The organism is Niveispirillum sp., assembly GCF_017996735.1.
Taxonomy (GTDB): Bacteria; Pseudomonadota; Alphaproteobacteria; order Azospirillales; family Azospirillaceae; genus Niveispirillum.
The window spans coordinates 64655-70873 of the sequence record NZ_JAGOGJ010000021.1; the positions used below are offsets into that span (position 1 = coordinate 64655).

Annotated in this window: 6 protein-coding genes; all 6 read left to right on the forward strand. The window is 62.1% G+C overall.

The window, feature by feature from the left end; all coding sequences use genetic code 11:
- Window positions 1-10 precede the first annotated feature (10 nt).
- Genes tmk through KBA48_RS09745 form a run of 6 tightly spaced genes read left to right on the forward strand, consistent with a single transcriptional unit; the run spans window position 11 to window position 6039 of the window.
- Window positions 11-646 carry a dTMP kinase gene (gene tmk / locus KBA48_RS09720; RefSeq protein WP_292905655.1) on the forward strand — a complete coding sequence of 212 codons (636 nt, stop codon included), beginning with the start codon at window positions 11-13 and terminating at the stop codon, window positions 644-646.
- Window positions 643-1770 (forward strand): DNA polymerase III subunit delta', encoded by a 1128-nt coding sequence (locus KBA48_RS09725; RefSeq protein ID WP_292905657.1) that lies wholly within the window; start codon window positions 643-645, stop codon window positions 1768-1770. The genes tmk and KBA48_RS09725 overlap by 4 nt, the downstream gene beginning before the upstream one ends.
- 30 nt (window positions 1771-1800) lie before the next feature.
- On the forward strand, window positions 1801-3348 hold the full coding sequence (gene metG, locus KBA48_RS09730; RefSeq protein ID WP_292905659.1) for a methionine--tRNA ligase: 1548 nt from the start codon (window positions 1801-1803) through the stop codon (window positions 3346-3348).
- Window positions 3348-4142 (forward strand): TatD family hydrolase, encoded by a 795-nt coding sequence (locus KBA48_RS09735; protein ID WP_292905661.1) that lies wholly within the window; start codon window positions 3348-3350, stop codon window positions 4140-4142. The genes metG and KBA48_RS09735 overlap by 1 nt, the downstream gene beginning before the upstream one ends.
- A gap of 9 nt (window positions 4143-4151) precedes the next feature.
- Complete coding sequence (locus KBA48_RS09740; protein WP_292905675.1) at window positions 4152-4946, forward strand: MBL fold metallo-hydrolase; 795 nt, start codon at window positions 4152-4154, stop codon at window positions 4944-4946.
- Window positions 4947-4998: 52 nt separating this feature from the next.
- Entirely contained in the window at window positions 4999-6039 is a 1041-nt protein-coding gene (locus KBA48_RS09745) for an oxidoreductase (RefSeq protein WP_292905663.1), read from the forward strand.
- Window positions 6040-6219 lie beyond the last annotated feature (180 nt).

Sequence of the window (6219 nt, forward strand, 5' to 3'; positions counted from 1 at the left end):
GGGCGCGGCCGTGGCGCGCGGGCGCTTCATCACACTGGAGGGCGGGGAAGGGGCTGGCAAATCCACCCAGATCCGCCTGCTGGCCGATGCCCTGCGCGCAGCAGGCATCGATGTGGTGACCACCCGCGAACCGGGCGGGTCAGCGGGCGCGGAGGCGGTACGCGACCTGCTGGTCAATGGCGAGCCGGGACGCTGGCTACCGGTCAGCGAAGCCATGCTGTTGTCGGCGGCCCGCCACGACCATGTGATGCGCAGCATCCGCCCGGCGCTCGACGCTGGCCGGTGGGTCCTGTGCGACCGGTTCGCCGACAGCACCATGGCCTATCAGGGATACGGCCATGGGCTGGACCATGAGGTTCTGACCACCCTGCGCGATATCGCCATTGGGGACACCAGGCCCGACCTGACCCTGATCCTGGACATCGATCCCGCCCAGGGGCTGGCCCGTGCCGCCGCCCGGCGCGGGGGGGAAGACCGGTATGAACGGATGCAGGCCACGTTTCATGAAAGGTTGAGGGAAGGGTATCAAGCCATTGCGAAGGCAGAACCTTTCCGCTGTGCCATTGTCGACGCGTCCGCCGGGATCGACGCCATACAGGCCGCCATTCGTGCCGTGATCGCCGACCGGTTGGGGGTGGCACTGTGAGTGGCCAGCCGCATGATGCGGCCGACGCGTTCCATCCGCGTCGCAATACCCATCTGGAAGGCCATGCGGCCGCACAGAAACTGCTGCTGGATAGCTGGAATTCCGGACGCATGCATCATGCTTGGCTGATCGGCGGCCCGCCGGGGATCGGCAAGGCGACGCTGGCTTTCCGCATGGCGCGCTTTGTCCTGACCAAGGGGCTGCCCGGGGAGCAGGACACGGGCCTTTTCGGCCCGCCGCCTCACCCGACCAGCCTGCTTGTCGATCCCGACAGCGCCGTCTGTCACCGCATCGCTGCCGGTGGTCATGCCGACCTGCTGACGGTCCAGCGCACCTGGGATGAAAAGCGCAAGCGGTTCAAGCGCGACCTGCCCGTCGATGAAATCCGCAAGATCGCCCCCTTCTTGCGCCTGACCTCGGCAGAGGGCGGCTGGCGCGTGGTCATTGTCGACGGTGCCGACCAGTTGAACACCAGCGGCCAGAACGCCATTCTGAAAATCCTTGAAGAACCACCCTCCAAGGCCTTGATTTTGCTGGTGGCCGATAATGTCGGCGCCATGTTGCCGACCATCCGGTCGCGCACCCGCAAGCTGCCGCTGGAACCGTTGAGCGAGGCGCAGGTCAAGGCACTGCTGTTCCGTTACCTGCCCGACCTGGACGATGCGGAGCGCACGGCGCTGTCCCGCCTGTCGGAGGGCAGCATCGGCCGCGCCATGGAACTGCATGGGGCCGGCGGACTGACCCTCTACAAGGCCATGCTGGGTGTGTTCGACAGCCTGCCGCGCCTGGACATCCTCGAAGCCTATGCCTTTATCGATGCGGTCTTGCGCGGCGGCAATGAGGAAGCGAACTGGGTCGCGGTCACTGAGTTGATCGGCTGGTGGCTGGGCCGTGTGGCGCGCGCCGGGGCCCGTGGCACCATCCCGCCGGAAGTGGTTCCCGGCGAGGCCGCCCTTGTCCATCGCCTGATGCAGGGGAGCCAACGGTCGGGTAACCTTGATCGGTGGGTGGAGGTGTGGGAGAACACGAACCATATGTTCGCCAAGGCGGAATCCGCCAATCTCGACCGGCGCCAGACCCTGATGTCGGTGCTGTCGCGGATCGAAGCTGCCGCTGCCGGCTGAACCCCGTCCTATCGCTCGCGGAGAAGTCCCATGTCCGGGCGCACGCCTTACTACATCACCACGCCGATCTATTACGTGAACGATGCGCCGCATGTCGGCCACGCCTACACGACGATCGCCTGCGACGTGATGGCCCGCTTCAAGCGGCTGGATGGTTTCGACGTCAAGTTCCTGACCGGCACCGACGAACATGGCCAGAAGGTCCAGAAGTCGGCCGAGGCGTTCGGTACCACCCCGCAAGAGCTTGCGGACAAGAACTCCCAGAATTTCAGAGACTTGGCCAAGCTTCTTAATGTCAGCAATGACGATTTCATCCGTACCACCGAAGCCCGTCATATCAAGGCGGTGCAGTTCCTCTGGGAACGGCTGCTGGAAAGCGGTGATGTGTACCTGGGCAGCTATAGCGGCTGGTACTCCGTCCGTGACGAGGCCTATTACAACGAAGACGAGCTGTCGGTACGCGACGGCAAGCGTTTCGCGCCCACCGGTGCTCCCGTGGAATGGGTCGAGGAACCCAGCTACTTCTTTCGCCTGTCCGCCTATGCGGAACCGCTGCTGAAGCTGTACGAAGAGCAGCCGCAATTCATCATGCCGTCGGGCAAGCGGTCGGAAGTGATCAGCTTTGTGAAGGGGTCGTTGCGCGATCTGTCGATCAGCCGCACCACCTTCGACTGGGGCATCAAGGTTCCGGGCGATGAAAAGCACGTGATGTATGTCTGGCTGGATGCCCTGGCCAATTACATCACCGCCGTCGGCTATCCCGATACGACCGGCGATTTCGCGAAATACTGGCCGGCCGACCTGCACATGGTGGGCAAGGACATTCTGCGCTTCCACACCGTCTATTGGCCGGCCTTCCTGATGGCCGCCAAGCTGCCGCTGCCTCGCCGCGTGTTTGCCCATGGCTGGTGGACGGTCGAGGGCGAGAAGATGTCCAAGTCGCTGGGCAATGTGGTGAAGCCCGCCGACCTGATCGAGACCTATGGTCTGGACCAGACCCGCTATTTCCTGATGCGGGAAATCCCGTTCGGCAATGACGGCGACTTTTCCAAACGCGCCATGGCCCAGCGGATCAATGTCGATTTGGCCAATGGTTACGGTAACTTGTGCCAACGCGTTCTCTCCATGATTCAAAAGTATCATGGCGGCCAGTTGCCGGCACCGGAGGTGCTGAGCGATGATGATCACGCTCTGCTGAATGCCGCCAAGGGCATGCTGGATGCCGTGCGGACCGAACTGGACGTTCAGGCCTTTAACAAGGCGCTGGATGCGATTTGGCACGTCGTTGACGAAGCCAACCGCTATGTCCAGGAAATGGCCCCCTGGACCCTGTCAAAGACCGACACGGTGCGGCTGGGCACGGTGCTCTACACCCTGGCTGATGTCATTCGCCAGTTGGCAATCATGACCCAGCCCTTCATGCCGGAAACCAGCAATCGCATCCTGGATCTGCTGGTGGTGCCGGCGGATCAGCGCGGCTTTGCCAATCTGGCCGCCAATCCGCTGACGCCCGGCACGATATTGCCGCCTCCGGCTCCGGCCTTCCCGCGCTTTGTCGAGCCGGAGGAGGCGAAGTGATGCTGGTCGACAGCCATTGCCATCTGGATTTCCCCGACTTCGCGCCGGAGCGTGATGCCGTGGTCCAGCGCGCCCGCGATGCGGGCGTCGGTTTGATGCTGACCATCTGCACCCATATCAGCCGGTTCGGCCAAGTGCATGATATCGCCATGAATTATGACGATGTCTATTGCACCCTGGGCGTTCATCCGCATCAGGCGGCCGAAGAGTTCCCGCTGTGCAGCGAGGCGGAACTGCTGCGTCTGGCGCGGCAGCCCAAGGTCGTGGGCATTGGGGAGACGGGGCTGGATTATTTTTACGACAAGTCGCCGCGCGACGTGCAGCAGGAAAGCTTCCGCCGCCATATCCGCGTCTGTCTGGAAACCGACCTGCCCATCATCGTTCATACCCGCGACGCCGATGAGGATACGATCCGTATCTTGCGGGACGAGGGGCAGGGACGCCTGCGCGGCCTGCTGCACTGCTTCAGCAGCAGCCGGCAACTGGCTGAACAGGCACTGGAAATCGGTTTCTATATTTCTCTGTCCGGCATCCTGACCTTCAAGAAGTCGGAAGAGTTGCGGGATACGGCCGCCATTGTGCCGATGGACCGACTGCTGGTGGAAACCGACGCCCCCTATCTGGCGCCTGTGCCCATGCGTGGCAAGCGCAACGAGCCGGCCTTCGTGGCCCATACGGCCCGCACGCTGGCCGAGGTGAAGGGCGTGGATGCGGTCACGATGGGCGATGTCTCCACCGCCAATTTCCTGCGCCTTTTCAGCAAGGTGCCGGCATCGGCCGTGAAGGCGGTCTAAGTGTCCGCGATGGATGATCTGCGCATCACCATCCTGGGCTGCGGCGGATCGGGCGGGGTGCCGCTGGTCGGCAATGTCTGGGGCCATGCCGATCCGGCGGAGCCCCGCAACCGCAGGCGCCGGCCCTCCATCCTGGTCCAGAACCGGGATACGACCATCCTGGTCGATACCGGCCCGGACATGCGGGAGCAGTTGAACGATGCCGATGTGAAGCGGCTGGACGGGGTAGTCTACACCCATGCCCACGCCGACCATGCCCATGGCATCGATGATCTGCGGGCCGTGAACTGGCTGCAGCACGCGCCGGTCCAGCTTTATGGCGATGCAACCACCATGGGCATCCTGACCCGCCGCTTCGATTATTGTTTCGAAGCCGCCGAGGTGAAGCCGCCGCATTTCCCCCGGCCGGTGCTGATCCCCAACATCATCAATGGACCTTTGACCATTGGTTCCATTGAGATTTTGCCGTTTGTGCAGGATCATGGCTATTCGGAAAGCTTAGGGTTCCGCTTCGGCCCCTTCGGTTATTCCACCGATGTGGTTCGGCTGTCGGACGAGGCATTCGATATTCTGGCGGGGGTGGATACCTGGATCGTGGATTGTGTGCGCATCGAACCGCCGCATCCGGTACACGCACATTGGGATATCACGCGCGGCTGGATCGAACGGCTGAAACCGCGCCGGACCATCCTGACCCATATGAACCAGTCGATGGATTATGCCTCGCTGCGCGCCATGCTGCCATCTGGCGTTGAACCGGGATATGATGGCATGATCCTGATACCGGGCGGGCAGGGGGATTGAACGGGGCACCTTCGCGGGGTCGTTCAAGCATCGGATTTACAAGGAAAAAACCATGGCATTGGTGCGCACGGCCCTGGTCGGGTTCGGTTATGCCGGACAGACCTTTCATGCCCCCCTGATCGCGGCGACGCCCGGCCTGGAATTGACCGCCATCGTGTCCGGTCATCCGGAAAAGGTGCGCGGTTCGTGGCCCGATGTCGCTGTTCTGCCGGATCTGGAAGGGGTGTTGGCCCATCCTGCCATCGACCTGATCGTTATCGCCACGCCCAATGACACCCATGCCGACATGGCCCGCCGTGCGCTGTCTGCCGGCAAACATGTCGTGGTGGACAAGCCGTTTACGGTGACGCTGGCAGAGGCGCGGGAACTGGCCATCCTGGAGAAACAGTCCGGCCGGCTCTTGTCAATTTTCCATAATCGGCGTTGGGATGCGGATTTTCTCACCTTGTCCGATTTGATCCGGCAAGATGCGCTGGGGCGGGTGACACAGTTTGAAAGCCATTTCGACCGGTTCCGACCCGTGCCGCGCGACCGTTGGCGCGAACGGGCCGATGTTCCCGGCGCCGGCCTCTGGCATGATCTGGGGCCGCACCTGATTGATCAGGCATTATGCCTGTTCGGTCGGCCCGCCTCGATCTTCGCAGATATCGGCACCCAACGGCCGGGAAACGGCGCCCCGGATTATTTCCATGCGATCCTGTCTTACGATACCGGGCTGCGGACGATCCTTCACGGATCAACCCTGATTCTGGATAATGGCCTGCGTTTCGCGGTTCATGGAGATGGTGGCAGCTATTTGAAGCATGGGCTGGACAGTCAGGAGGACATGCTGAAGGCGGGCCTGACACCCGGCTGCGAAAGCTGGGGCAAGGATGGCGCGCCGGGAAATCTGACCCGTTTGATTGAAGGCGAAGGCCGCGCGGAAACCGTGCCCGGCATTGCCGGTGATTACCGTCATTACTACGCCGCCATCCACGCCGCCATTATCGGAAGCGGTCCCAACCCGGTGACGGCCCAGGAAGCCATCACGGTCATGGAATTGATCGATGCCGGATATGAGAGCGCCTGTCAGGGACGCCGTATAAACCTTTGAGTAATATGGAATAAAATTTACTTCTCCGTAGCCATAAGATCTGCATTAATTTCCATTTATCCGTAGCGGTTTGGGGTAGGGACATGAGTTTACGGCCATCTTGACGTGGTTGACATGTCCGTGATGATGCTGGCTATGCGGCTCATAGGTTCCGTTTTGCCTGCTCCTTCCAGTATTGAG